The 24590-nt window shown below is 68.1% G+C and carries 22 protein-coding genes; 1 reads left to right on the top strand and 21 read right to left on the bottom strand.

Annotated elements, in window-relative coordinates; genetic code table 11:
* Positions 1–49 precede the first annotated feature (49 nt).
* The 14 genes from CTB96_RS10950 to CTB96_RS10885 all read right to left on the bottom strand — a co-directional run bounded on the left by CTB96_RS10950 (position 50) and on the right by CTB96_RS10885 (position 14785).
* The gene (locus tag CTB96_RS10950; RefSeq protein ID WP_110126947.1) at positions 50–1015 is read right to left on the bottom strand and encodes an NAD(P)-dependent alcohol dehydrogenase; all 966 of its coding nucleotides are present in this window, start codon (positions 1013–1015) and stop codon (positions 50–52) included.
* Complete coding sequence (locus tag CTB96_RS10945) at positions 1012–1254, bottom strand: helix-turn-helix transcriptional regulator (RefSeq protein ID WP_110126946.1); 243 nt, start codon at positions 1252–1254, stop codon at positions 1012–1014. Before CTB96_RS10945 ends, CTB96_RS10950 begins: the two co-directional genes overlap by 4 nt.
* A complete protein-coding gene (locus tag CTB96_RS10940) occupies positions 1248–1676 on the bottom strand; it encodes a hypothetical protein (RefSeq protein WP_110128432.1) in 429 nt (142 codons plus the stop codon). Before CTB96_RS10940 ends, CTB96_RS10945 begins: the two co-directional genes overlap by 7 nt.
* Positions 1677–1780: 104 nt before the next feature.
* Positions 1781–2158, bottom strand: a complete 378-nt coding sequence (locus CTB96_RS10935) for a VOC family protein (protein ID WP_181397234.1) — start codon at positions 2156–2158, stop codon at positions 1781–1783.
* Between the two features lie 61 nt (positions 2159–2219).
* Positions 2220–3149, bottom strand: coding sequence for an alpha/beta fold hydrolase (locus CTB96_RS10930; protein WP_110126945.1), 930 nt, complete (start codon positions 3147–3149; stop codon positions 2220–2222).
* A gap of 48 nt (positions 3150–3197) precedes the next feature.
* Complete coding sequence (locus CTB96_RS10925) at positions 3198–6686, bottom strand: ATP-binding protein (RefSeq protein ID WP_110126944.1); 3489 nt, start codon at positions 6684–6686, stop codon at positions 3198–3200.
* Entirely contained in the window at positions 6683–7486 is an 804-nt protein-coding gene (locus tag CTB96_RS10920; RefSeq protein ID WP_181397233.1) for a DUF4194 domain-containing protein, read from the bottom strand. The genes CTB96_RS10925 and CTB96_RS10920 overlap by 4 nt, the downstream gene beginning before the upstream one ends.
* A complete protein-coding gene (locus tag CTB96_RS10915; protein ID WP_110126942.1) occupies positions 7479–9026 on the bottom strand; it encodes a DUF3375 domain-containing protein in 1548 nt (515 codons plus the stop codon). The genes CTB96_RS10920 and CTB96_RS10915 overlap by 8 nt, the downstream gene beginning before the upstream one ends.
* A gap of 108 nt (positions 9027–9134) precedes the next feature.
* Positions 9135–9692: a hypothetical protein gene (locus CTB96_RS10910; protein WP_146215799.1), complete on the bottom strand. Its 558-nt coding sequence runs from the start codon at positions 9690–9692 to the stop codon at positions 9135–9137.
* A gap of 98 nt (positions 9693–9790) precedes the next feature.
* Positions 9791–10897, bottom strand: a complete 1107-nt coding sequence (locus CTB96_RS10905; protein WP_248283340.1) for an adenosine deaminase family protein — start codon at positions 10895–10897, stop codon at positions 9791–9793.
* A 92-nt stretch (positions 10898–10989) separates the two neighbouring features.
* A complete protein-coding gene (locus CTB96_RS10900; RefSeq protein WP_110126940.1) occupies positions 10990–12087 on the bottom strand; it encodes an ABC transporter substrate-binding protein in 1098 nt (365 codons plus the stop codon).
* 63 nt (positions 12088–12150) lie between these two features.
* Positions 12151–13176 carry an ABC transporter ATP-binding protein gene (locus tag CTB96_RS10895; RefSeq protein WP_110126939.1) on the bottom strand — a complete coding sequence of 342 codons (1026 nt, stop codon included), beginning with the start codon at positions 13174–13176 and terminating at the stop codon, positions 12151–12153.
* Positions 13173–13967: an ABC transporter permease gene (locus CTB96_RS10890; RefSeq protein WP_110126938.1), complete on the bottom strand. Its 795-nt coding sequence runs from the start codon at positions 13965–13967 to the stop codon at positions 13173–13175. Before CTB96_RS10890 ends, CTB96_RS10895 begins: the two co-directional genes overlap by 4 nt.
* Positions 13964–14785: an ABC transporter permease gene (locus CTB96_RS10885; RefSeq protein ID WP_110126937.1), complete on the bottom strand. Its 822-nt coding sequence runs from the start codon at positions 14783–14785 to the stop codon at positions 13964–13966. The genes CTB96_RS10890 and CTB96_RS10885 overlap by 4 nt, the downstream gene beginning before the upstream one ends.
* A 155-nt stretch (positions 14786–14940) precedes the next feature.
* Here CTB96_RS10885 and CTB96_RS10880 point away from each other — a divergent pair, with 155 nt between their 5' ends.
* Positions 14941–15915 carry a LacI family DNA-binding transcriptional regulator gene (locus tag CTB96_RS10880; RefSeq protein WP_248283339.1) on the top strand — a complete coding sequence of 325 codons (975 nt, stop codon included), beginning with the start codon at positions 14941–14943 and terminating at the stop codon, positions 15913–15915.
* 29 nt (positions 15916–15944) lie between these two features.
* Here CTB96_RS10880 and CTB96_RS10875 read toward each other — a convergent pair whose 3' ends face one another.
* The 7 genes from CTB96_RS10875 to CTB96_RS10845 all read right to left on the bottom strand — a co-directional run bounded on the left by CTB96_RS10875 (position 15945) and on the right by CTB96_RS10845 (position 24553).
* Positions 15945–16661 (bottom strand): DUF624 domain-containing protein, encoded by a 717-nt coding sequence (locus CTB96_RS10875; RefSeq protein ID WP_110126935.1) that lies wholly within the window; start codon positions 16659–16661, stop codon positions 15945–15947.
* Positions 16658–18703 (bottom strand): DUF4962 domain-containing protein, encoded by a 2046-nt coding sequence (locus tag CTB96_RS10870; protein WP_248283338.1) that lies wholly within the window; start codon positions 18701–18703, stop codon positions 16658–16660. The genes CTB96_RS10875 and CTB96_RS10870 overlap by 4 nt, the downstream gene beginning before the upstream one ends.
* Before the next feature lie 11 nt (positions 18704–18714).
* Positions 18715–20631, bottom strand: coding sequence for a heparinase II/III domain-containing protein (locus tag CTB96_RS10865; RefSeq protein ID WP_146215798.1), 1917 nt, complete (start codon positions 20629–20631; stop codon positions 18715–18717).
* On the bottom strand, positions 20628–21437 hold the full coding sequence (locus tag CTB96_RS10860; protein ID WP_248283337.1) for an SDR family NAD(P)-dependent oxidoreductase: 810 nt from the start codon (positions 21435–21437) through the stop codon (positions 20628–20630). The genes CTB96_RS10865 and CTB96_RS10860 overlap by 4 nt, the downstream gene beginning before the upstream one ends.
* Positions 21438–21483: 46 nt before the next feature.
* A complete protein-coding gene (locus CTB96_RS10855; RefSeq protein WP_110126932.1) occupies positions 21484–22410 on the bottom strand; it encodes a carbohydrate ABC transporter permease in 927 nt (308 codons plus the stop codon).
* Positions 22407–23306 carry a carbohydrate ABC transporter permease gene (locus CTB96_RS10850; RefSeq protein ID WP_248283336.1) on the bottom strand — a complete coding sequence of 300 codons (900 nt, stop codon included), beginning with the start codon at positions 23304–23306 and terminating at the stop codon, positions 22407–22409. Before CTB96_RS10850 ends, CTB96_RS10855 begins: the two co-directional genes overlap by 4 nt.
* 65 nt (positions 23307–23371) lie before the next feature.
* Positions 23372–24553, bottom strand: a complete 1182-nt coding sequence (locus tag CTB96_RS10845; RefSeq protein WP_219993258.1) for an extracellular solute-binding protein — start codon at positions 24551–24553, stop codon at positions 23372–23374.
* Between the last annotated feature and the right edge of the window lie 37 nt (positions 24554–24590).

Raw genomic sequence — 24590 nt, 5'->3', positions numbered from 1 at the left:
CGCACTCCTGGCACCGTGAAACACAGCCAGGGTGAGTGCACGCGGCGGGCTACATCGTGACGACGAGCTTGCCCCTGGCGCTGCCGTCGGTGAGCCGGCGCATCGCGGTGGCGGCGTCGGCCAGCGGATAGACCTGGTCGATCACCGGGGTGATCGCCCCGCTCTGGAGCAACTCGGCCAGGGTGGCCAGGTCACCCGGGCGCACGATCGAGACCAGCCCGCTGAGCTTCTGCGACACGAACGGCGACACCGCCGCGGCCCACAGTGCCCGGCCAAAACCTCCGGTCACCCGGCCGCCGCCCTCACCTCCAACGATCACCAGGGTGCCACGCGGCGCGAGCAGCTTGCGCAGTGCCGACACCGGCCGGAGGCCCGCGGTGTCGACCACCAGGTCGTAACGTTCGCCCGACCGGGTGATATCACCACGGGTGTAGTCGACCGTGACCGCCGCCCCGAGCGAGCGCACGTAGTCGAGCTTCGCCGTGCTGGCCACCCCGGTCACCTGGGCTCCGAAGGCGACGGCGAGCTGCACGGCATAGCCGCCGACGGCACCGGATGCCCCGATCACGAGCACCCGCTCCCCCAGCCCCGCCGTGCGCAGCGACGCGACGGCCTGCAGGGCCGTGACCGCCGAGGTGGGTACTGCGGTGGCCTGCTCGAAGCTCAACCTGCTGGGCTTGGGTTCGAGCTTGTCGGCGTGGGCGATGACGAACTCGGCCAGAGTGCCGTCGCCGACCCCGAATACCTCGTCGCCCGGCTGGAAGCGGGTGACACCCGCGCCGACCTGCTCCACCCGGCCGGCCAGGTCCATGCCGCGCACCGGATTGCCCGGTCCGCGCAGGCCCGTGACCCGCACCAGGTAAGGCAGCCCGGCCATCAGATGCCAGTCGCCGATGTTCACACTGGCGGCGTGCACCCGAACCAGCACGTCGTTCTCCCGCACCGCGGGTCGGTCGATCTCGGCCAGCCGCAGAACGTCGGCGGTGCCGTAGCCGTCTTGCACGATTGCCCTCATGATGTCTCTTCCTCTGTGGCCTGCGCGGCCGGGTACTGGAACACGTCGTCGAGTGGCCGATTGAACACCCGGGCGATCTGGAACGCCACCTCGAGCGAGGGTGAATACCGGCCCTGCTCGATGGCGATGATGGTCTGCCGGGTCACGCCCACCCGGTCCGCGAGGGCTGCCTGGGTCATCTCGCCGTGAGCGAACCGCAGCCCGCGGATGGTGTTGGTGATGCTCGTTGCCTTCACCATGACTGGAAGCCGCGGCGGTAGGCGACGATCTTGGCGATGGAACCCAGGATCGAGGAGAGCACGAAGGCCAGGTAGATCACGTTGGCGATCCAGAACGCCGCCAGACCGGTGATGGCGAAGAGCAGCGCCAGCACCGCGCCGAGGATCACGAACGACTGGCCGATGTGCTCACCGAGCCGGTTGATCTCCTTGTCTCGCTGGTCTTTCTTTCCCCCGTCTCTGGGCGACACGATCGCGGCGAGGATGTTCAGCAGGATGGCGGCCACGATGGCGCCGCCGATCGTCCACAGCATCGCGTACACGTACGGGGCCTCCCCGAGTGGTGCGCCTGCCGCGGCGTTCAGCACGAGGGCGAGGTACGTGCCGTAGGCGACGATCGTGACCACCGCCATGATCCATGCACGTTTCTCTTCGATCGCCATCAGCGTCTCCCACATCCGTTCGGAATGTCAATAATTCTTGACACTGTGAATGTATGTCGAATCAGACACCGTGTCAAGGATTATTTACATCTGAGGAGCGCGATTCAGAGCGTAGCACCGCCGGGGATCTGTTGCAGTGCCCAGGAGTTGCCGTCGGGGTCGCTGAAGAAGGCGTAGAGCACACCACCCATGTCGCTCACCGCGGAGACCTCGACGCCGCGGTCGAGGAGTTGACCGCGCACGGCAGCCAGGTCGTCCACCACGAGGTGCAGGCCGCGCACGGGGGCGGAGCCGGGCTCATTGATTCCAATCCCGATCACGATCGAACAGGCCGACCCCGGCGGGGTCAGCTGCACCACGCGCATACCGTTGCCGGGTTGAACGTCGTGGTCGACGACGAAGCCCACCTGGTCGGCATAGAACGCCTTGGTGCGATCGACATCGGTGCTCACCAGGGGTACAAGTTCCAGACGCATGTCCACGAGAGACTCCTTTGTTCAGAACGGGCAGTACACCGTGGTTCTGGCCCGAGCCTAGCTCCGGTCAGGAGTGCCCAACCAGCCAGTCCAAGGCCGCCGGGCATTCGGTGAGGATCGAGATGTGGCCGTCGTTCGGGCGTTCCCAGAGTTCGGCGCCCGGGCAGGCGCGGGCCAGCCAGGCGCCGTGGGCGGGCGGCACCACCCGGTCGCGGCCGCCCTGCACGAACAATGCGGGCACCGCGATTTCGGCCACGGCGAATCCCCACGGCATCACGAAGGCCATGTCGTCGTCGATCAGACCATCGGGGCCGTCGGCCGAGGCCTCCCCCACATCCGCGCCAAGCGACGCCCAGTCGCCCTCGAGCGCGGCGTAGTCACGCTCGACGAAGCTCTCCGGATCGAACTCGGCGGTCGCCTCGTAATGCTCACGCGCCGGCCGGCCCTGCCGGGCAGCCCGCAGCGATGCGCCATCCGACGCCATGCCGGCCAGGAAGTCGAGCCCGTCGGCATCGGAGGGTGCGATCGCGGCGAGGCACGCCACCGCACTCACCCGATCCGGCAGCAGGGCGGCACAGGCCAGGGCATGCGGGCCGCCACCGGAGGCGCCCATCACCGCGAACCGTTCCACGCCCAGGTCGTCCATGATCGCGGCTACATCCGCCGCTGCGCCGGCCACGGTCCGGCCGGGCTGCGGGGTCGATCCGCCATAGCTGGGCCGACCATAGGAGACCAGCCGGATGCCGCGCTCGGCCGCGGCAGTCAGGAGCGGCTCGAGCAGTGCACCGGTCTGCGGCGAGCCGTGCTGCCAGAGCACCACCCGGGCGCCCAGGCCGGCGGGCATCGCCCGCTCGTACGCGCCGGCGGGGTTGTAGCCCAACTCGGCGTCTTGGGTGCCGGCCTGCGCCTGCGCGCTGCCTGGCAAAGGACCGGAGGCGCTGTCGTGCACCCGGAGGACGCGGCCGTCGGGCAGCCGCACATCGTGCACGAACACCATCGGGCCAGCGTAAGCCCCGAGTCTGCCGGATCGGGAGCGACGCGCGGGTCAGGCCACCGCACGCTCCCCCGCCGGTTCGGCCGAGACCAACGGTGTGATGTAGGAGAAGCCCGTCGTGGTGTTCTTGGTCATCGACAGCACCAGGTCCATGTGCGGTTCGAGCGCGGTGACCTTGTCGAGCGGCGAGCCCACGATCAGCTGGAAGCCGAGGCCCTTCCAGGCCGCCACGGCCCGGCCGGCGAACTCTGAGTCCGACTTCACGAAGCCCTCATCGAGGAACACCGGGGCAAACCGGGGCCGGGTGCGGCTCTCGTCGCCGAGCTGGAAGCGCAGCGCGGCACCGACGACGAACGCGACGAGTTCCTGCGATTCGCCACCGCTCTTGCCGCCGAGCGACGAGTAGGTGCTCACTTCGACTCCGTCCGGCGTGGTGCGCACCGCGGTGATCTCCACGTGTCGGCGCACATCCAGCAGCAGGTCGCGCTCGGAGTCGCCCCGGCCGCGGACGGCGCCGGCCCGGCCGGATGCATCGAGGTCATCCGGCCGGCGGATCAGGTTCATGAACGCCTGCAGACGGGTGAAGCGGCTTTCGGTCTCTTCGTCGGTGAACTCTTCGGTCGAGCCGGAGGAGAGCAGCTTGAGTTCCTTGCGGAACGCCGTGGCGTCGTCGCGGTGCAGGCGCCGCAGCGAGATCTGCAGCCGGTCGCGGCCGGCCCCGAACGGCAGAGTGGTGAGGATCTCGTTGATCGGCCGCAACCGGTCTTCGATCTCTTCGATCGAGGTGGTGAACGCGCCCACAAGCGGCACGAGGTCCTGCCCGCTCCACGCCGACAACCGGCGCTTCCACTCCTGCCGGCGCTCGTAAAGACCGAGGGTGTAGACGGCGTCGAGGATGTCGCTGTAGCTGGTGTACGACTCCATCGACACCCCGATGTTGGGGTCTGGCCACCGGCTCTGGAAGGTTTCGAAGATGCCGAGCAGCGTGTCCCTGGCGCTGCGGGCGGTCTCGCGGTCCTGGGCGGACTGCTCGGTGAGCCGTTCCCGCAGCCGCTTCACGCCGTTGGTGAAGCTGGGGAGGTCGGTGCTGTCGCCGACGGCGGCGAACTGCGCGTCGAGGTGCGCCGAGTGCTCGGCGGTCAGGGTGACGGTCTCGTCGGCCTGGATGCGCTCCAGCCGCACATTCACGATGTCCTGCCGGTCCACGATCGCGGCGTGCTCCTCGCTGAGGGTGGCGGCTGCGCGCTCGATCTCGTGCTTGAGCTTCTGCGCGGCCTCGAGTTCGACCGACAGGCGTGCTTCTTCGTCCTGGAGCCCGCGCAGCACGTCGCTGCCGGCGAGCAGGCGTTCGCGTTCGGTTTCCTTGGCGGCGATCCTGGCGGAGGCGCCGGCCACGTCGATGGCGGTCCAGGCGGTGTCGATCAGGTGCTGGTGGGCATCCTTCAGGCGGCGCAGGGCGATGATCTGCCCGGCCTTGGCGGTGGCCTGCTGCGCCAGGGAGTCGGCGGAGGCCTTCAGCGCGGCCAGCTCCTCGGTGATCTCAGCCAGCCGCACGGTGCTGGAGAACCCGATGATGGCCCGCTGCTCCTTGTTCCAGCCGTGGGCGCCCCGCTTGCCCTGGCGGATCTGGCCACTCTGGGTGACCCGGGAGCCGTCGCCGACGAGCTCGGCTGCGCTGTTGACGCAGAGCGCGTCGATCGCGGGCGCCTGCACGCGGTCCTGCACCCAGCGGCTGAACGGTGAGTCTTTGAAGGTGAGTTTGCCGGAGACGTAGCGCGGGTCGTGCTGCACCTGCTGGTGCGGGTGCAGGGTGACACCTTCGAAGTGGATGCGCACCGGGATGTGCAGCGGGTCGATGGCGCGGCCGAGGGCGGCCAGTTTGTTCTCGTCGACGAGCAGCACCCGCACCACCGAGCCGAGGGTGACCTCGGCGGCTTGGCGCCAGTCGTCTTCGCCGGGGGCGATGTCGATGAGTTCGGCCACGAACGGCAGTTCCTCGGCGGGGATTCCAGCGGCTTCGGCGATCATCATGCGGGCGTTGTGCAGGTGCTGGGGAACCAGACTGGCGCGCCCCTTGAGGAAGGCGTGCTCCTGCTTGAGGGTACGGATCTTCTCTTCGACCGGGTAGGCCGTGCGCTGCAGGGACACCCGCTCAAGATCGAGTTCCTGCTCGGATGCCGCGAACCGGGCGATGAACCCCTCCGCGGCCAGTTGGGCGGCGGCGAAGTCGTCGGCCGAGGTGATGGCTACGTCACCGGTGTCACCGGCGACACCGTCGGCACTGTCGTCGGCGGTGTCGTCAGCGCTGCCCGCGACGGCGCCCAACAGCGAGATGCGGTCGTTGAACCTGGCGCGCTCCGCCGCCACGTCGTCGCGTTTGGCGGTGAGTACGTCGAGGTCGTTCTGCAGGCCGGCGAGAACGTCGCCGCCGTTGTCGCGCTGCTGGTGCTGCAGATCGGCGACCCGGCCCTTCAGCTCGGTCTCGGCATCCCGCGCCGTGATGAACGCGGCCTGGTTCTCGCGCCGCGCACCGCGGTTGGTGTCGGCGGCGGCGTCGAGCAAGCCGTGCTCGGTGAGCAGCTGCCAGAGCACGAACGGGGTGTCGCCCTCGCGGTGTACGCCGAACCGGTCGATCAGGTCGGCCTTCTCGGTGGCGGACTCGAAGTCACGGTGCAGTTCGGGCAGGCGTTCAAGCACCTTGGCCTTCTGCGCTTCGGTGACCATAGCGCCGTAGGAGCGTTCGAGGTCTTCGAAGTGGTCAACGGCCTTGTCGGCCGCGGCGTAGGTGGCGGGCTCTTCGAGCACCATCGACTTGTAGAGGCCGTCGACGGTCTTCACCTGCTGGCCGGCCTGGATGCGGGCGAGCAGGCGCAAGGCTTTGCCGCCCTCGCCGTTGGCGCCGATGCCGAGCCGGGTGTACAGGGTCTGGGAGAACGCGGCGTAGGTGTCGAACACGTCGAGGTCGCTGAACCGGTTCTTGAGGGCGCGCTTGTCGAAGCGGGCCTCGGTGACGTCGGCGAGGTCGCGCAGGTCGAGCCGGCCGTCGCGGGTCGCCATCTTCATGGTGACGTCGGCGAACTTCGTGGCTCCGCGCGGCACGAAGTAGGCGCGCAGCACGGTGAAGCGGCGCTTGTTGTCGTCGATGAAGGTCATGGCGACAGCGCCCCAGGTGGCCTCGTCGGCGCCGCGCAGCACCTGATCGTGCATCTGACCGGTGTCGGCTTCGCGGGTGGAGTCGGTCTTGCCGCGAAGGTACGTCATCAGGTTGCGCTGGTCGACGCTGCGGGCGCGGCCGGAGCCGGCGTCATTCGAGGCGCCGTTGAACGGCGTGTCGGAGGGCATCATCAGCGCCAGGTAGGCGTCGAGCAGGCTGGACTTGCCGGTGCCGGAGGCACCGGAGACCAGGGTGGCGGTGGCGGCGAAGTCCACCTCGTGGTGGCCCTGGAAGCCGCCCCAGTTGACCATCTGGAAGGACTCTGCACGCCACTGGGTGGTGCCCTCGGTGGCGCCGTCCATGTGGAAGAGCGGGGAATCGGTCATGAGACGGCCTCCAGGTCGGGGCTGGCCGGGATGTCGGCAGTAGCAGGATCAACAGCGGCGTCGGATGCGGGGTCAGTGACGTCGAGTTCGGAGGCGTGCGCATCCGCGGGGTCGGGCAGCTCGCGGCCGTTCTGCTCCACCAGCCACTCCCACAGCTCGGCGAGGCGCTCGATGGGCAGCAGCACCTCGATCACGGCCGAGACCCGGAACCTGTCGGGGTCGCTGGTCTTCAGCAGCACCCTGGCCTTGGCCAGGCTGTCGACGGCGGCGGTGGCGCGGCGGGCGTCACCGAACCTGTCGGTGGCGTGCTCCGGCCGGAAGTGCGCGACGTTCTCGACCAGGTTGTCGCGGTCGACGATCACGATGTCAACGCCGCTGGCGCGTTCGCTGCGGAACCGCTGACGCAACAGCACCAGCAGGATGGTCTCCTCGCGGGTGTATGACACGTCGTGCAGCAGGGTGGGGAATCGCTCGCCGCCCTCACCGACGGCCTGGCGTTTGAAGGCCACCTCGTAGTGCAGGTCGACGTGCAGGTCGAGGAAGAGGTCGTTGAGACGGGACTTGAGCAGGCTCTCGGAGGCGAGCAGGGTGCGCCACTCGGCCGGTTGCAGGGCGGCGGAGATGTAGCGGTGCTTGAGCAGGAGCACGAGGGTGCGGCGCTGGTCCACGGTGAGGCCGCCCTCGTCGCCTTCGAAGAGCGAGAAGCTCTCGGCCACGTCATCCTCTGCCGTGTCTTCCTCGGTGAGGAGGTCGTCCGCAGCGGTCGTGTCATCGGTCACGTCGGTCACGTCGTCAGTCATCGTCAGATCCATAATTGAGGGCGGCCAGGGCCGCGGTGTCGTCGTCGGTCAGGGTGATGCGCGGCACGGTGAAGGTGCGCCGGCTGCCGTCGGGCCGCACGGTTTCGAAGGTCTCAGAGTTACCCGAGGTTGGCGCGCTCTCGGTGCTCGCGTCGCTTCCAGCGCTCGGGGCGGAGTGCACGGCGTCGATCTGGGTGGCGATCTGCAAGAGGCCCAGAATCTCCACCGGCCGGCGCAGGGCGGGCTCGAGGCTGTTGAAGGCGGCTCCCACCGTTGTGGCGGCGCCGTCGGTGAAGGCTGTCACGATGGCGTCGCGCAGTTCCTCGAGCAGCGGGCCACCCTGGGTGCGCATCGCATCCAGGCTCGGCGGTTTCGGCGCATACGCCGAGACGTCCTCCAGCGGCGGCGGCGCCTTGTGGGCGCCGGGATCGTAGAAACGTTCGCGCAGGTGCTCGAGTTCGAGGGTGCCCGGCATGAGTTCGGCGGTCACGGTGGAGCGGGGACCGGCCGTCTCCATCCACACGGCGAGTTCCTTGTTGATCTCGCGCAGCAGCCGCTCCAGTTCACGGTCCTTCACCACGTCGTGGTTCACGATGTGCTCGCGGAGCGTCGTGGTGAGGCCGTTCCGTTGGGTGAGAACGTCGTCCACGCCCTTGCGGATCAGGCTCACGGTGCCCATGAAGCTGCGCCGGTCGGCGGCGCTGAGTTCGAGGGCGAACGGATGCAGCAGGATCGATTCGAGGTCGTTCTTGAGTTCGGTCAGCAGCGCGTCGTTGCGCAGCAGCACGAATGCGCCCTCGAACGCGCGGCCCTCCGCGGTGGAGGACATCAACGCATCCGTCTTGGAGAGGTACTCGTCGAGCACCTCGCTGATCGGTCGTTCTTCGGCCCGGAAGTCGTTCACGATCTGCCGGTGCATGCCGGCGACGGATTCTTCGACCCGTTTGAAGTCGCTGGGCAGCTGGGTGATCAGGTCGATCAGGTTGGCGTAGCCCTCGTGCATCTGGTCGTTCGTCGCGCTCGCGATCTCGCCGCCGGCGGCCAAGCGACCTCGCTCCGCGGCCAGCTCGTCGATTTCCTGATCGAGCCGGCGGATGCGTTCGTCCCGGTCGGGGTTGGCCTGGGTGGCGCGGTGCCGCACGGTGTCGACGATCGTGGTGAGCCTGGATTCGCTGATCAGCGCCCGGTCGCGGGAGAGACCGTCGACCAGGAGCAGGGCTTCGAGGGCGTGCGAGGTGAGTGAGTACTGCTCTTCCTCGTCGTCGCCGGTCTCGCGGTAGAGCCACTGGTCGTTCATCCACTGCACGCAGAGCGCTCGGCCGTTCTTGCCCGGAACGTCGCTGCCGATCGAGCGCAGGTCGGCGAGGTAGGCATCCACCTGGGCGTGCAGCCGGTCGGCCTGCACGCTGCGGCGGTCGCGGCTGAAGGAGAGCTTGAACACGGCCAGAACGAAGGGTGCCCATTTGCGGTCGAGGAGCCGCAGGGTGGGTCGGTCGAACGCTTCGCGCACCCGCGCCAATTCACCCGCAATGTCACTCACCAAGCACGTTCCCTTCGCGGCCACCTCGATCGGGCCTCTACAACCGTAGTCGCACCGACGCTGCCAGCTTGGCCGCTGTGGAGAACGTGGGGCCGGTATCCCGGCCGGTCAGTAGTCGCTCGGACCGTTGCCGGCGGCCTCGTCGGCCTTGATTTTCAACAGGGCCAGGTCGATGTTGACGAACATGTCGGTGCGTTCGGCCCGGCGGCGGTCGTATTCCGGGTCGGTCGGATCGATCGCCAGCTTGATCAGGCGGCTGCGCATGGCCCGCCGCACCTCGTCGCTGGCCGCGACCTGGGCCTGCCGCACCAGCTCGGCCACCCTGTCGTCATCGTCGGCCGCCTCGATCAACGCCGTCGCCAAACGGCGATGCACCCGGCGTCGCAGCTTGAGCTGGCTGATGTCCTGCAACTGGTCTTGGGAGAGATCGAGCCGCCAGGTCATCGAGGTGAGTTCCTTGCGTTGGCGGCGCACCCGTTCGGCGGATTCCTGGTTTTCGTGGGCGAGCCGGATCAGTTCGCGCCGGGCAGTGTCGTTGAAGCGGGCCAGGTCGTAGTCGGCACGCTCGCCGAGGCCGGACATGATGATGTCGTTCTTCACCGCCATCCGCACGGCGGAGAGCGCGATGAGCAACCCTTCGTCGACGATCCGGGCTAGAGGCGGCACGGCTCTCATTTTACGGTGAGCCGCCCCCACCTACGCGAGCCGTGAGCCAAGCACCGAAACCTGGAGTTTTTCGGGGCTTAACTCACGGCTCGCGAGACTCAGGCGCTCTCGAGCGCGGCGAATTCGGTGAGGAACCGCTGGCGCAGGAACGCCTTCTCGGGCTCGGGCAGCCAGGCAGCCTCCACTCCGGCCAGGGACATCGCGCGCAGCTTCTCAGCCGGCACGGCCAGTTCGGTCGCAGCGATGCGGTACTCGGTGGCGAGGGTGGTGGGGAACATGCCGGGGTCGTCGGAGGAGAGCACCACGTTCAGGCCGGCATCCAGCATCGCCTTGATCGACGCCTGGCGCCACGGTCGCCAGGACCGGCGCGAGGTGGTGAAGGCCACGATGAACGCGGTCTGGTCGGCGCGCACGCGCTCCACCACGGCGTCGTCTTCGAGCACGAAATAGCCGTGGTCGATGCGGTCGCAGCCCAGCTCGTCGAGGCAGGTGATCGTGTTGGCGGCGATGGGCGCGTGCTCGGAGGAGTGCGCGGTGCGCTTCAGGCCCGCGGCGCCGGCCAGCCGATAGGCGTCGATGAACCGCTCCGGCGGGCCGGCGGTCTCGAGGTTGTCGAGGCCGATGCCCACCACGTACTCGTGCGGGTTGTCCACGATCTGCTGCACCAACTGCAGCGCGTGCTCGCCGCTCTTGCTGCGGTCGATGCCCGCGATCATGCGGCCGGTCATGCCGAAGTCGCGTTCGGCCAGGCGGATGCCGTCGGCATACGCCTCGACGGCGCCACGGTAACCGAGCGATTCCAGGTGCGGCGGCAGGTGGTCGAAGAACAACTCGAGGTGCCGGGTGCCGCTCTGGTGAGCGCTCTCGAAAGCCTCGTAGGTGATGCGGGTGAGGTCCTCGGCACTGCGCAGCACCGAAACCACCCATTCGGATGCCTTGAACAGCGAGTAAGACGTGACCGGTTCGTTGGCGCTCCGCCCCATCGGCACGGGGATGCGGGTGTCGGCGTACAGCGCGGGGTCCGGCGGCAGTGAGTTGATGTCGCGGAAGATCGCCTCGGCGCTGTCGGGCAGCGCCAGCTTCTCGCGGCGGGCCAGCTCGCCGAAGGTCGACGCCCGCACGGTGCCGATGAGGTGGCAGTGCAGGTCGGTCTTCGGCATCCGGTCGAGGTAGCTGGCGGTGGTGGGCGTTTCGATGAGCGTCATGGCTTTCACGGTGGTAACTGAAGAGATGGTGGCGGCGACCGGCCGGGTGGGGGGAACCCGTCCGGCCGCCGCTTGCGGGCAGTGCTGCTGGCTTAGAGCGAGGAGACCTCACGGGCGAACCGGTCGACCCAGTCGGTGCGGTTCTCCACGATCGTGTCGATGTCGAGCGTGGCGTATCCGTCGCCGATCGGGTCGGTCGCGGCGAGGCCGGCGATCTCGGTGAGGTCCTCCGGCACGGTGGCGCCCGGGTTCACCGGCAGGTCGCCGACGATCGCGGCCGAGGAGGTCTGTGCCTCAGCCGAGAGCAGGTAGTCGATGAACGCGTTCGCGGCCGGGGTGTTCGGGGCGCCGACGGGGATCATGGCCCGGTTGGTGGCCATGAACTTGCCCTCGGTCGGAGCGGTCCAGGCGATGGGCGCGCCGGAGGCGACGAGGCTGGTGGCAAAGCCGCTGAGCGCCGGAGCGGCGGCGATCTCACCCTGGCTGAGCAGGCTGGAGACCTCGGTGGAGGACGTGTAGTACTGCAGTACGTTGTCGTTCCAGGAGGCCAGGGTGCTGAACGCCTCGTCGACGTCATACGGGTCCGAGCCGAAGACATCCGCGATGCCGGAGACGGTGAGCTGGCCGGCGGTGACGGAGATGTCGGGCATGGCGATCTTGCCGGCGTACTCGGGCTCGCCGAAGGTCTCCCAGTCGGCGGCCTGGGCCGCAGTCATCTGGTCGGTGCGGTACAGGGTGCCGTTGAGCTGGTAGCTGTAGGCCGGCCCGTCGTACTGCTCTTCCTTGGCAAAGTCGCTGATTTCGGCGAGGTTCGGCACCTCGTCGGCGTCGACCTCGGCGAAGAGGTCCTTGGACTGGCCGAGCGCGGCGTAGTAGTCGGAGATGAGCATCACGTCGATGCCCGAGGAGTCACCGTTCAGTTCGAGCTTGGAGAGCCGGTCGGCGTTGCTGCCCGTGTCGAGTTCGACGGTGATGCCGGTGGCCTCTTCGAACGGGTCGACGATCGCCTGCTGGAACTCTTCGACGCCGAACGGGAAGGTGCTCACCACGAGAGTGCCGCTGGCGGTCTCGCCGGGCTCGAGGGTGGCCGTAGGCGCCGGGGTGGCGGAGCAGCCGGCCAGGAGGGCGGCGGTGGCGACGAAAGCGAGACCGAGGACCGCGGTGCGCCGGCGAGGAAATGCGTGGGACATTGTGTTTCCTTTGGGTGTGGGGGGACGGGTGCTGCAGTGGGAAAAGTGCCGAGGAGGGGACGGTCAGGCGGCGAGGCGCACGATCTCGTGGTCGCGGGCCTGGGCCAGCACGCGGTCGCCGGGGCGCACGCCGCTCTGGTCGCTGCTGAGGGTGTCGCGGCGGGTGGTCGAGACGAGCGTTGTCTGCTGGCCGGCGGCATCCGTGGCGGTCATGGTGACGATGTGGTCGACGCCGCGGTAGACCGAATCGGTGACGACGGCGGGCAGGTTGAGGCCGGTCGCGGGCGCTCCCCCGGTGGTGCCGCCCGCGGTGCCGACCCGCAGGTGTTCGGGCCGCACGGTGAGCAGGCTGCCGTCGGCCGTGGCCAGAAAGTTCTCGTAACCGAGGAAGTCGGCGACGAACCGGTTGGCCGGGGCGGTGAAGACCGTGGCCGGGGCGCCGGTCTGCATGACCTTGCCTGCCCGCATCACGACCATGACGTCGCTCATCTCGAGCGCTTCCTCCTGGTCATGGGTGACCAGCACCACGGTGAGGCCGGTCTCGGCCTGGATGCGCCGGATCTCGCTGCGCATCTGCACCCGGAGCCTGGCGTCGAGGTTGGAGAGGGGCTCGTCGAGCAGCAGCAGGGAGGGGCTGATGGCGATCGCCCTGGCCAGGGCGACGCGCTGCTGCTGGCCGCCGGAGAGGGCCTTGGGCTTGCGGTCGGCCAGGTGCGCCAGCCCGACGAGGTCGAGGTTGTGCAGCACCAGTTCGCGGCGCTTGGCGGCCGGGACCTTGCGGAGCTTGAGGCCGAAGCCCACGTTGTCGGCCACGGTGAGGTGCGGGAACAGCGCGTAGGACTGGAAGACCATGCCCAGGTTGCGCTTCTCCGGCGGCAGCCGGGTGGCGTCGACGCCGTTGATGGTGATGGTGCCGGCCGAGGGCGTGATGTAGCCGGCGAGCATGCGCAGGGTGGTGGTCTTGCCGCACCCGCTGGGGCCGAGCAGGGTGGTGAGCTTGCCCTCTTCGATCTGCAGGTTGAGGTTGTCCACGGCGATGGTCTCGCCGTACGACTGGGTGACGCCTGAGAATTCTGCCGCATTGGTCATTTGTTGATACCTCCGAAGATCTTGGCGAAGCCGACTGTTTTCTCGGCCACGATCGCGATGACGACTGTTCCGGCGAGGATGAGCGTGGACATGGCCGCGATCATCGGGTCATAGGACTGCTGCACGTAATCGAGCATCGTGACCGGCAGGGTGCGGAATTGGCGGCTCTGCAGCAGCAGCGACAACGGCACGTTGTTGAACGAGGTGACGAAGCTGAGCAGGCCGGCCGAGAATATGCCCGGCCGCAGCAGCGGCAGTGTCACCGAGAAGAAGGTGCGCAGCGGGGATGCGCCGAGGCCCCTGGCGGCCTCCTCGACCGCCGGGTCGGCCAGGGCGAGGGACGCGCCGGTCACCCGCACCGCATAGGGCAGCAGCAGCACGGTGTGGCCCACGAGCAGGGCGACGAACGACGTCTGGTGCAGGCCGATCATGATCTGCTGGTAGAGCGCCAGGCCCACCACCAGCTCCGGCACCACGAGCGGCGAGAGGAACAGGCCCTCGACGAGGGACTTGCCGGGGATCTTGCCGCGCTGGATGGCCAGGGTCACGGGCACGCCGAGCAGCAGGGCAAGCGCGGTGGAGACCACGGCCAGCTGCAGCGAGGAGACCAGCGCGCTGATGAACGGCTGGTAGGCCAGGGCCTCGCCGAACCAGCGCAGCGAGAGTCCCTGCGGAGGGAAGGTGAGCGCATCACCGGCGGTGAACGCCGTGGAGACGACGAACAGGATCGGCACGATCATGATGATGTAGCCGAGCACCGCCAGGGTGCCGAGGACGGGACGGCCTCTCATGCGGTGACCCCTGCCTTGCGGGAGACGAGCGAGGAGAGCCCGGAGACCAGGAACACCAGCACCGTCATGATCAGCGCTGTGGCGGATGCGGCGGCCCAGTCCACGCTGACGCTGGCGTAGGAGAAGAGCTGGGTGGAGAGCATCCGCTGGCTGGAGCCGCCGAGCAAGTACGGCGTGGTGTACGCCGTGGTGGCGCCGGCGAAGACGAGGGTGCCGGCGATGAGGATGCCGGGGCGGGACAGTGGGATCACGATCTTCCAGAGGGTTTGGGATTTGGTGGCGCCCAGTCCCCGAGCGGCGTGGTCGAGGCCGGCGTCGACCTGGGCCACGGCCGAGTAGCAGGAGATCACGGCCAGGGGCAGGAAGAGCTGGATGAGGCCGAGCACCACGGCGAGTTCGGTGTAGAGCAACTGGGGCGGCTGGTCGGTGACGCCGAGGATCACGAGCAGCTGGCCGATGGCGCCCTGGCTACCGAGGATGACCAACCAGCCGAAGGTGCGCACCACATTGCTCAGCAGCAGCGGGAAGATGGCCAGGGCCAGCCACATGCCGGCGAACCGGGAGGTGGAGCGGGCCAGCAGGTAGGCGATCGGGAAGCCCAGCAGCACGCAGGCGACGGTGACGATCAGGCCGATCCGCACGGTGCGCCAGATGATGGCGAGGTCATACGGGTCGGTGAGCATCGCACCCAGCCGGGCGAAGACATCCGCGGTGGGGGTGGACGGCGGCGCGAGCAGCATCAGTGCCGAGGGGATCGCAAAACCGAACAGAATGAACACCAGACCCGGGACGAGCAGTAGTGCTGGTTTTCGAGACATACAGAGCTAACCTTCGGCATACTAGGGGGGAATGAAACCGGTTGTGCAACCGGTTTCATTCCAACCTAAGGCACCGACCGTCGGCATTTCACCGGCAAATGTTACGACCACGTAAATCCTGCGGGGTCGCCCTCTCACCAGAAAGTCGGGTTTCCGTGGCAACTTTGGACCACGTCGCGCAGCACGCGGGCGTCTCGAAGGCCACCGCGTCGCGCGCGCTGAGCAGGCCGTCGCTGGTGTCGCCGGCCACTGTCGCGCGGGTGCTGGACTCGGCTCGGGTGCTCGGTTTTGTGCCCAACCGCACCGCCCGTGCGCTCGCCGGCGGACGCACCGGACTCGTGGCCATCGTGGTGCCCACCCTGGAGAACAGTTTCTTCACCCCGATCATCCGGGGCGCCCAGGAACAGGCCGCCGCCTCCGGCCTGCACCTCACCATTGCCGTGCACGGGCTCGACTCCCCCGCCGACATCGCCGCCTTCGACACCCTGTCCCGGCAGGTGGACGGCTTTCTCATTGCCGCCCCGCGCGGCGCCGACGAGGTCGTCTACCCGGCAGCGGCCGGCATCCCGAGTGTGCTGATCGACCGGGAAATCGCCGGCCTGCCATCGGTGTCGGCCGACACCGCCACCGCATTCGGCGAGCTGGCCCGCGGTTTTATCGACCGCGGGCACACCTCGATCGCCTTCGTGGGCGGCCCGGACCGGTCGTGGCAGAACACCCAGCGCATCGCGGCTGTGCAGGCCGCGGCCGCCGGCCGCTGCACCCTCACCGTGCTGGGACCGTACCCGGCCACCGTCGCCTCCGGCGTGACCGCGACCGCGGCCATCGTCGAATCCGGCGCAACCGCGGTGATCTCCTATGCCGCCGCGATCTCGCTCGGCCTGATCTTCGGCCTCAACGCCCGCGGGCTGGCCGTGCCGGGCGACATCATCGTGAGCGCCGACGACAGCGTTGTGGCCGCCCTCAACCTGCGCGGCGCCCCGTCGATCGAGGTCGACGGTGAGGAGCTCGGCCGTCAGGCCATGCACCGCCTGATCGAGCGCATCGACGCACCCCCGCACTCCGGCGTGCTGCCGGATGCGGCGGCCACCAAGTTGCCGGTGCCGGTGCGCTGGTCACCCATCGACTGACCACCGCTCGGAGCACACCGAACCGCAGATCATGGCTGCTCCAGTGACGGGGTTGAACCGCCGGTGGCGTTCGGTGCGGATGCCGACGTGTCCGGCTTCTCCCGGCCGAGGGTGACGATGGCCAGATAGACAGGCAGAGAGAGGCCGAAGAACGGCACCAGGGTGGGCAGCAGGTAACAGGTGAGAACGAAGAAAGCGACTGTCGCCAGCAGCAGCAGCGCCTGAATCGGCCGGCGGGCGATCAGGTAGCCGGACTCCACCAACCATTGGCGGGCGGTAGCGTCCGGGCTCTTGGCGCCCGCAACCGGCAGCGCCAGCAGCAGCAGGGTCACGGCAACGGCCACAGGGACGGCGGCCGCGGCCAGGATCAAGGCCACTGGGCTGGCTCCGGCCTCGGCCGCACTGAGTTGTTGGCCCAGGAAGACACTGTCCACCAGCAGGAGGAACACGACGACGACGCTGCCGACGCCCAAGGGCAGGGTGCGTCGCCAGGTGGCGCCGAACTCCCGGAACGTTGCAGTGAAGACGGCGGTTTCGCCGTCCTGCAGCCAGGCCCGTAACGCCCGGCCCGCTGCGATCGACGCAGGCAGGATGGTGACGATCGGCACGGCCAGAAGGAGGGCGGCCACCCCCACGAAAGCCAGGTTTGCGGGATATGCCAGAGCGGCGAGCAACCGGTGCTCCCACCCGCGCTGAGCGGCGGGCGGACGGGAACCGCCCCGGGGAAGCCGACCGGAGGCGGTCATCGGAGCAGCCCATCCTCGATCGTGGAATCCGGCAGGACTGACGCCGCCACGGATGGAGTGCCGCCGGTGCTGGCCGCGAATCCTGTGCCGACGACCTGCGCCCGACCGGCCGTCACCGGTAGCTCCGGCGCCAGACCGTCCAGGTGGACGGCGACATCTTCACGATGGCCGCCCGCAGTGACTCTCAGGCGCACCGTCCGGTCGCGGACACTCCCGGTCACTACCGCCGGCGCGACGCCGTTCCAGGGGCGCGACTCGAGGACCGCGACGAAAATCGCGGAGGAGACCGGTGCCGTGCGGTGCCGCAGGGTGTACTGCTCGGTCACGATGGCCAACGCGGGCGTCGATGATGTGGGGTTGGCCTGGACCGTGGTCGAGTGGACCTCGGTGGTGGCATCCGCCGGCCCGAGCAGTGTCACCAGGAGGCAGCCGCTGCCTGCCTGGGCCAGATACCGGCCGTCTCCCAACGGTGCGGGCGGATTGTCGGTCTGCAGCAGCCAGGTGAAGGTGCGCGGCTCGCGAGCCACACACTCGTCGACAGTGAAGACCGTGCCCGAGGGTGACATCACCAGGTGCCGGCGCAGTCGCTGCACGCCCAGAGCCGGGTCATACATGGCCCCGATCTCGCTCACGGTATGCACCCACCCGCCGGCGAGCGTCGTCGTCATCACCTCGGCGGTGTGCTGTCGATCGATATTCTCGAACACGTGGTAGCGGTCCTCGTTCACGAACCCGTGACCGTCCACGAGCACCCCATTGTGGTGGTCGGTGCGTTTGCGGGACGAGTAACCCTCATCGATGGCGAGGTAGGAACCGTGACCGAGAATGGCGAAGCTGCCGGCGTCCGGGTGCTGGTGGCCGGCGTTCAGCGTGGTCCAGCCCCGCTCCAGATCCAGCCTGGCCGAGGCGTTCCAAGCCGTATGCCCGCCACCGGGGGCCGCCTTGACGGAGACGAGGGTTGCGTCCGGCTGCCATGAGGTGCGGCCGACGACGAGTCCGAGGTCGGGAAAGTACCGGCTGGTCGGCAGGACGTCGGGGCCCGCCTCGGCCACGTCAGGGTCGAACCAGAGCAGTTCCTGGTAGGCCTCGGCGCGCACGCCGGGGCGGACGCCGCTCTCGTAGGCTTCTCGCCAGAAGAACCCGTCGGCGACCCGGCGCGCCAGCCACTGCGCCTGCGGGATGCCGTATTCGGCGGCCAGCTTGTAATACAGCGCCACCGAGTGACCACTGCGCCGGTCATGGCAGTCGCCGTGGTTCACAATTCGTTCGAGGTCGGGTGCGGCCTGATAGAGGCGGTACCAGAAGGTTTCCCGCAGGTAGGCGCTGCGGGGAAACCAGTCCGTGCCCTCCGCGGAGCGCAGCACGTCGAGGTAGCTCACCAACCAAGGCACCCCGTAACGCCAGTAGACGACTCCCTCGTTGTTGGAGCCGTCTTCCGGCAGCAGGTCGAGCACGGTATCGAAGTTCGCCTTGGCGAGGTCCGACCAAGCGACGGCGGCGGGATGCTCGTCCGCGATCGCATAGGCCGCGGTGGCGAGGCCCGCGAAACAGATCCAGTTGTGGTTCTGCCAGTAGGACGAGGCCCACCACCCACCCTCCGAGGCCACAGCGAAGTCGTGCAGCCGAGTGCCCTGCAGGATGAGCTTGTCGCGTAAACGCGCGCGGTCGTTCTCCAACAGGGCGTCGCCCGCCCACGAAAAGGCGAGCCCCAGGCCGTGCAGCAGCCAGCCGGCGTCGAGGTCGTGGTCAGGCAGGTGGGCCTTACCCCAGTGTGGGAAGCCGACGGCTACGTCGAGCCAGCGTCGCAGTTCCGTGAGGTAGTGCTGCTGCCCGGTCAGCCGAAAGGCGAGGGCAAGGTTGGCCGCTGCGGCGCCGACGTAGGTGATCGACGCATCCGGATGTTCCGCAGCCAGCGGCAGACCCCGATACCGTTCGCATTCGTCGAGCAGCCGACGGAACTGTGCACCCTTGACCGAGGAGACGTCGGTGCGGAGCTGCTCTTCGCGCCCGGCCAGCAGGAGCGGTCTATGGTTCGTGCTCATGCGCGCCGGGGTCATCGGGCTACCTCGTGGTCGATGGAGCGGCCGTCGGCGAGGATGGCGCGCACAATGCCGAGTCCACTGTCGATGGGTACGAGGACCACGTCGCGCACAACACCGCGCCCCGGTGAGTAGGCCGAGACGAACCAGGCATCCGGGCCGGTTACGGTCCAGTCCGCGATGGTGAGGCTGCGGGCCGGGTCGTCAGAGGGCCCCCGACCCGGACCGGCCAGCAGCACGGCCGGCGCGGAGGCGCGGTGGAATCCGTGCAGTTCGGTGTTCGGGCCCGGACCTCTCGGGCCAGGCTCAGTCAGTTGGGCGGCGGGAGGCGGCTCGACGGTCGATGCCGCCCACGTGGTTCGCCAGGCGTCGGCCTCCGCGGTGACCGTCACGGGCACCGCGGGCCGGAGGGCGAGGGTGATCCGACGGTGACCGCCGGTCTCGGTGGCAGTCCCGGTGGCGCCGTCGACGACGGCGTGCACGATGTCGAGCAGGTAGTCGTCCGCCATCACGACCTCCCGGCGCAGGGTGACCCCGGCGATGGCGCCGATAGTGCTCGCCACGACACGAGTGGGTGAGAAGGCCTCCACGACTGCCGTCGTCGGCAACTGGTCGAGGTCGTCGACTCGCACGGTGGGGTGCGCCAACGTGCGGGCGTAGTAGCCGCGGCGCAGGCCGCTGGCATACGGTGGCACGCCGGGGGCTGGCTGCCAGGACACGCCGGTTCCATAGAGGTAGAGGCCGAGCTTGTCCAGGTGACCGTGCGAACCTCCGTGCGGGCCCGCGTCAAGCACGGCCTGCCACGTGTCGTGGCGATCGCGCAGCACGGCATAGCCGGCGTCAGCGAACAGCACGGATGCGCGGGCGCCCGCACGGTCGGTGTCCGCAGGGCCGTTCTGGCGCGCCAGCGGGTCACCGGTGAACCACCCCACCAGGAGGTCCTCAAGTCCGTCGTGGGTGTTCCCGAGGGAACGACGGGTTGCCGCTTCGACCCGGTCGAGCGGGGAGTCGCTCCAGAGCTGGCCGGCGAGTACGCATACCTCGAGCATCTCGAGATGGGCGTGGATCCGGTCGAACGGCCCGTCGTGCAGCATGGGCAGGGTGCCGTCCGGAGCGGCCAGGTCCGCCAGCACCCGCACCATGCCATCGAGCCGGCTGACGGCATCGGCGGGAAGCGCGGCCGGGTCCGTACCGCGCAGCCCGAGCAAATAGGCCCGCAGCACGAACAGGTGGTAATAGGTCGATCCCTCCCACTCCCAGCCGTCGGCTCCGATGGCGAGCCTGGCGTGTTCGAACGCACGGGCCGCCCAGTCCTGGCCGTCGTCGGGGCGACCGAGCGCGACCAAAGCCCGGTTGAGGGTAGTTCCGGCCGCGTCGATCCAGGCCACGTAGTTGCTGGTGGGGTCGTTCTTGTCGATCACCAGCGTGTGCCGGGCAGACGTGATGGTCGCCAGCAGGCCGGTGAGCAGGTTCTCGACAGGAGCGCCCAGGTGGGTCCTGGCTGTGCTGTGGGTGGCCAGTTCGGCCACGGCATCAGCCAGCTGCACCGCCCAGATCGCTTCGGTGAGGGCCTGGGCGAACAGCTTGCCGCGCAGCATCCACGGTTCGCTCTGTTCGTTCCAGCCGGCAGCGGCGATCTCCTCGTAGAACTCGGCGAAGTCAACGACAATCTGCACGGCACCGGCCAGGTCGGCCGGATCGGCCGATCCCCGCTTGGAGTCCTGGGTGGCGCGGTGGGCGAGCAGCCGCGCTCTGCGGGCAGCGGCCTGGTGCTCATAGACGGTCCAGGCGGAGGCGAATGGCTCACCGGTGTAGCGGCAGCCGTAACGGCACGGGTACGTCTGCTCGGCGCGCGGCTCCAGTTCGGTTCCGTGGGTGGGGCACACGTAGTCGTGCCACCACCCTCCCCTGGCGCGCTGGATGGCGCTCACCGGAAGTTCGCCCCACCGTTGATGTCGATCACTTGGCCGGTCACGAAGGAGGAAAGGTCAGAGGCGAGAAAGAGCACGGCACCGGCGACGTCGTCGACGGTTCCGGGGCGTTGCAGGGGCAGGCCGGCCACGATTCCCTTCTGCGCGGCCTCCGGCGTGAAAGTGTTGTGGAACGCGGTGTCCTCAATGAAGCCCGGCGCGAGCGCATTGACGGTGATGCCGCTGCCTGCCAGTTCCTTGGCGAGGCCGCGGGCGAACCCGACCACGGCGGCCTTGGCCGTGGCGTAGGCGACGGACCCGGCGCCGCCGCCGTTCTCGCTGGCCAGCGACGACATCAACACCACTCGACCGGCCGTCGACTTCTCGAGGTGGGGTACGGCCGCGCGGGTCACGTAGAAGCTGCTGGACACGTTCACGGCCAGCACTCTCGCCCAGTGGTCGTCCGTCATCTCAGCGACGGTAGCTCGGCCCACCAGATGACCGGCGTTGTTGACCACGATGTCCAGTCCGCCGAGGTGCTCCGCGGCGGCGGCCACCACGGCGGACGCCTGGGCAGCGTCGGTGAGATCGCCGCCCACGGCGATGGATCGCCGGCCCGCGGCGGCCAATTCTGTGGCGATCGTTTCCGCCCCGTCCTTGCTGTTCGCATAGTGCACGGCCACATCGGCGCCGCGGGCGCCGAGGGCCCTGGCGATGGCCGCGCCGATGCCGCTGCCGCCGCCGGTGACCAGGGCGCGCCTGCCGGTGAGGTCGAGCTGCAGGCCGCCGAGGGACGTGGGGGTCAGGAGTGCGGTGTCGTTCGGCATGATGAGTCCTTTGGTGGGGTGTAGTGGTGTCGTTCCGGATGCCGGACTATTTGATGCCGGCATGGGTGAATCCCTGGATGAAGTACTTCTGGCAGAAGAGGAACAACACGACCATCGGCACGGTGGCCAGGGTGGTGCCGGCCATCAAGTAGTGCCACGAGGTGCTGTCGAGTTGTTGGAAGACCGCCAGCCCCACCTGGATCACCCGCAGGTCGTCCCTGGTGGTGACCAGCAGTGGCCAGAGGAAGTTGTTCCAGCTCTCTTGGAAGGTGAGCAAGGCCACGGTTGCCAGCGCCGGCTTGATCAGGGGCGTGTAGATCTGCGCGTAGATGCGGAACTCGTTCAGTCCGTCCAGCCGGGCGGCCTCCTCGAGTTCGCGCGGCAACGAGAGGTAGAACTGCCGGAACAGGAAGATCGCCGTGGCGCTGAGGCCGCCCGGGATGATGAGTGCCCACCAGGTGTTGAGCCAACCAGTGCCGCCCTGACCGAAGATGTCGTTACCGCCGAAAAGGGGCATGAACTTCACCAGCAGGAACTGCGGCACGATCTTGGTGTAGGTGGGAATCATCAGCATCGCGACGAAGCCCATGAACACCCACTCCCGGCCGCGGAACGGGATGCGGGCCAGCGCGTACCCGGCCATCGAGCCCAGTACCAGCGTGATGATGGTGTGCCCGGCCGAGATCAGGAAGCTGTTTCGGAAGTACAGGTGGAAGGGTGCCGCCTGCAGGGCCTCGCTGTAGTTGCTCCACTGCCAGACCTGCGGCAGCAGAGTCGGCGGGAACTGGGCCAGCTCAGCGGGTGACTTCAGCGATGTGGCGATCATCCAGAGGAACGGGATGACCATGGTGAAGGCGCCGATGCTGAGGATCACGTTGAGCAGCAGCCGTCCCTTCCACGGCCGGCGCCGCCTACTGCGCGGCCGCGGGGCCTCTGCCGGGGTCGTGACCGGCTGCATCCGAGTGGTGCTCATTCGTCATCACCTCGGGTCGCGCGTCGGCTGATCAGGGTCATCACGAGCAGGAAAGCGAACAGACACACGGACTGCGCAGAGGCGAGGCCCATCTGGAAGTTCTGGAAGGCGGATCGGTAGACCTCGTAGGTCATCATGGTGGTCGCGTTGGCCGGACCGCCATCGGTGAGGACGTAGATCTGATCGAACACTTGGAATGCTCCAATGATCGAGATGACGAGGACGAAGAAGGTGGCGGGCTTGAGCATTGGCAGCGTGATGGCGAAGAACTTCCGCACGACTGAGGCGCCGTCGACGGATGCCGCTTCATACAGGCTGTTGTCGACGTTTTGCAGGGCGGCGATGTAGATAAGCATCTTGATTCCGATGCCCTGCCAGGCGCCGACAAGGATGACGGCCCACAGTGACCAGTCAGGGTTGGCCAGCCAGGCCTGGCCAGGAATACCGATAACCGACAGGGCCGCGTTCAGCAGCCCCTGCTGGGGGTTGTAGATCCACAGCCACACCATTGCGATGGCGACCGTGGCGGTGACCTGCGGCAGGAAGAAGGCTGTGCGGTACCACGTGCGCAACCAGAGGTTCTGGTTGAGGGCCACGGCGATGATCATCGCGATGGCCATGGATACCGGCACCGTCCAAAACGTGTAGACCACGGTGTTCCAGGTGGCCAGGCGGAACGTGGGGTCGTTCCAAATCTGGATGTAGTTGTCGATCCCGATCCAGCGCGGGGCGTCAAAGATGTTGTAATCGGTCAGGCTCAGGGCGAACGTCGCGAGAACCGGCAGCGCGGTCCAGAGCCCGATGTGGGCGACGGCGGGCGTCACCATCCACCAGCCGGCCCGGCTCAGCTTGCGCTGAGCCGGAGACCGGCCACGACCGGCCTTGCTGCTATCCACACCGAGCTTCCGGGTGGGCGGTGCGAGGCGGGGCGCAGGGGCAAGGCGCGTGGAGGCGCTCACGGTCAACCAGCCATCTTGCCGGTGAACACGTCAGCCAGGTCATCGAGGGCCTGTTTCGGTGTCTTCTGGGCGAGCAGTGCGGATTCGATGGCGGGCGCGATCTCGCCACGGAGACCCAACCATTCGCTCGGTCCGCCCTCACGCTTGGCCACCTCGAGGTTCTCCATGGAGAACTGAACGAGGCGGTTGCCCTGGGCGTAGTCGGTGTCCAGCAGTTCGGTCAGGGCAGGGATGTTGCCCCGCTGTTCGTTGGCGGCGAGGGCCGGGCCGGGGCTGGCGAGGAACTCGAGCAGGGCCTGGGCGGCTGCCGGGTGTTCGGAGCTGCTCGACATCGTGGCCAGGGTTCCGCCGACGAACATCCCCGGCGAATCGCCTGGGATGAGGAACGGTTCCAGTTCGGGCAGCAGCTCGGGCGCCGCCTCTAGTGTCTGGGTCCACAGGTTGTTGTGCGCGATGCCCATCGCGGCCCGACCGTTGATCAGGGGGTTGACGGTTTCCTTCGTTGAGGAAAACCCGGTGTCCTCAACCTCGCTGGTGTGGATGAGGTCCACCACGGATTCAAGGGCCTCGACCCCGGCAGCCGAATTGAAAGCCGGTGCGGTGTTGTCGTCATTGAAGAGCGACCCGCCCGACGAAAACAGCATCGTCTCGTACATCTGGCGGGCATCGAGGGACAGCACGTCGAAGCCGGCGCGTTCGAGATCGCCGCCCTCCGAGCGAATCGTGAGAGCTTCGGCCATCTCCACCAGTTCGGCCCAGGTGGTCGGCGGGGCGTCGTAGCCGGCCTCCCGGAGGAGGTCCATGCGGGCAACGCCGAAGCGCGCGTCCAGCATGATCGGAACCGCGTAGACATCACCGTCCCACACACCCGCCTTCACGATCTCGGCCGTTGTCGACTTTTCGAGGTCGGCGACGCTGATGCCACTCTCGCTGAGGTTGGCCAGCACGCCCTTGTCGGCGAAAGCCTCAACCCAGCCGACGCCCATCATCATGACGTCGGGCACGAGACCGGAGACGACACCGGTGGTGAGCTTCTCGTTCAGTCGGGCGAAGTTGGTGTAGTCGACGGTGACTTTCACGTCTGGGTATTTTTCGTAGAACTGGGGCAGCAGCTCGTCCTCAAGCAGGCGCTGCCCCGCAGCTCCTTCGTAGATGGGAGTGAGCAGGGTGATGTCGCCGCTCACGGCTCCGGAGTCGTCACTTGCCGCACCGTTGTCACTT

It is taken from the genome of Cryobacterium arcticum, from assembly GCF_003185895.1.
GTDB classification, from domain to species: Bacteria; Actinomycetota; Actinomycetes; order Actinomycetales; family Microbacteriaceae; genus Cryobacterium; species Cryobacterium arcticum.
The sequence above is the reverse complement of the archived record's forward strand: the minus strand, read 5'-3'. Positions and strand labels throughout refer to the sequence as shown.

Excerpts from the sequence above, each read along its gene's own strand:
- CTB96_RS10950 (WP_110126947.1), bottom strand. The coding sequence starts at position 1,015 with ATGAGGGCAATCGTGCAAGACGGCTACGGCACCGCCGACGTTCTGCGG.
- CTB96_RS10945 (WP_110126946.1), bottom strand. The coding sequence starts at position 1,254 with ATGGTGAAGGCAACGAGCATCACCAACACCATCCGCGGGCTGCGGTTC.
- CTB96_RS10930 (WP_110126945.1), bottom strand. The coding sequence starts at position 3,149 with ATGGTGTTCGTGCACGATGTGCGGCTGCCCGACGGCCGCGTCCTCCGG.
- CTB96_RS10905 (WP_248283340.1), bottom strand. The coding sequence starts at position 10,897 with ATGACGCTCATCGAAACGCCCACCACCGCCAGCTACCTCGACCGGATG.
- CTB96_RS10855 (WP_110126932.1), bottom strand. The coding sequence starts at position 22,410 with ATGAGCACCACTCGGATGCAGCCGGTCACGACCCCGGCAGAGGCCCCG.
- CTB96_RS10885 (WP_110126937.1), bottom strand. The coding sequence starts at position 14,785 with ATGTCTCGAAAACCAGCACTACTGCTCGTCCCGGGTCTGGTGTTCATT.
- CTB96_RS10875 (WP_110126935.1), bottom strand. The coding sequence starts at position 16,661 with ATGACCGCCTCCGGTCGGCTTCCCCGGGGCGGTTCCCGTCCGCCCGCC.
- CTB96_RS10890 (WP_110126938.1), bottom strand. The coding sequence starts at position 13,967 with ATGAGAGGCCGTCCCGTCCTCGGCACCCTGGCGGTGCTCGGCTACATC.
- CTB96_RS10920 (WP_181397233.1), bottom strand. The coding sequence starts at position 7,486 with ATGACTGACGACGTGACCGACGTGACCGATGACACGACCGCTGCGGAC.
- CTB96_RS10895 (WP_110126939.1), bottom strand. The coding sequence starts at position 13,176 with ATGACCAATGCGGCAGAATTCTCAGGCGTCACCCAGTCGTACGGCGAG.
- CTB96_RS10860 (WP_248283337.1), bottom strand. The coding sequence starts at position 21,437 with ATGCCGAACGACACCGCACTCCTGACCCCCACGTCCCTCGGCGGCCTG.
- CTB96_RS10925 (WP_110126944.1), bottom strand. The coding sequence starts at position 6,686 with ATGACCGATTCCCCGCTCTTCCACATGGACGGCGCCACCGAGGGCACC.
- CTB96_RS10940 (WP_110128432.1), bottom strand. The coding sequence starts at position 1,676 with ATGGCGATCGAAGAGAAACGTGCATGGATCATGGCGGTGGTCACGATC.
- CTB96_RS10870 (WP_248283338.1), bottom strand. The coding sequence starts at position 18,703 with ATGAGCACGAACCATAGACCGCTCCTGCTGGCCGGGCGCGAAGAGCAG.
- CTB96_RS10900 (WP_110126940.1), bottom strand. The coding sequence starts at position 12,087 with ATGTCCCACGCATTTCCTCGCCGGCGCACCGCGGTCCTCGGTCTCGCT.